The 928-nt window shown below is 50.4% G+C and carries 2 protein-coding genes; both read right to left on the bottom strand.

What is annotated here, in order from left to right; all coding sequences use genetic code 11:
- Positions 1–486, bottom strand: a 486-nt coding sequence (locus C6Y40_RS15090) for an IS91 family transposase (RefSeq protein WP_170308511.1), incomplete at its 3' end; no start/stop codon positions are given.
- Between the two features lie 10 nt (positions 487–496).
- Positions 497–928 (bottom strand): tyrosine-type recombinase/integrase (locus C6Y40_RS15085; RefSeq protein WP_146129585.1); only part of this gene is annotated, 432 nt, incomplete at its 5' end.

Raw genomic sequence — 928 nt, 5'->3', positions numbered from 1 at the left:
ATGATGCATCATCGAGGAGCCCCACGTATGCAACACCATAGTGGTGCCAACCTCAGCGCCTAAATGTCGCGTATCACCGGCAATGGTCAGTAGCGTTTGTGATGCGGCTTTAAACAACAGCTGATACATCTGTGCTTTGTTGTAAAAGGCCAGTTGTGCTACCTCACCAGGTAAGGTAAACACCACATGGTAGTACTCTACGGGTAACAACTGCTGCTCTCTGGCTGCAAACCAGCGTTTGGCGCTTGACCCCTGGCACTTCGGACAGTGACGATTACGGCAGGAGTTATATGCGATGGCATCGGTATGACAGTGTTCGCAGTGCAGGTGATGAGCACCTAATTGGGCACTTCGACAACGCTCAATGGCTGACATCACTTTCAGTTGCGCTAAGCTTAAATGCCTATGCTGAGCGCTTTTATACTGCGTACCAGACAGACGAAACACATCCGCCACCTCAAGCGGTGGCCGTGAACAACTCGACATAACGTCACGCTCACAATGCCAGTGTATCTAACGGACTCACCACCTCACGCAAGAGTTTACTGGCGACTTGTGCATACAGCGCAGTGGTTTCCAGTTTACTATGCCCCAACAGCGTTTGAATGATACGAATATCGACTTTATCTTCCAGTAAGTGCGTGGCGAAACTGTGCCGTAAGGTGTGCATGGAGACTTTTTTATTCAGTCCTGCATCCAGACACGCAGATTGGCAGGCCCGACTGAGTTGGCGGGTGCCAATAGGGTTTAACGGATTCTGCCCTGGGAACAACCACCCTCCCGGTAGCATTAGGTGATGCGCTTTGGCATGTTTGTACCATTGGCGAAGTGTACTCAACAGCATTGGCGATAACATTGCCATTCTGTCTTTCTTCCCTTTACCTTGCTCAACGCGCAATAGCATGCGAGAACTGTCGATATCCGTCAC

The sequence above is a fragment of the Marisediminitalea alba genome (assembly GCF_002993365.1).
GTDB classification, from domain to species: Bacteria; Pseudomonadota; Gammaproteobacteria; order Enterobacterales; family Alteromonadaceae; genus Alteromonas; species Alteromonas alba.
Note: the sequence above shows the minus strand (reverse complement) of the source record. Positions and strands in the feature narration are given on the sequence as shown.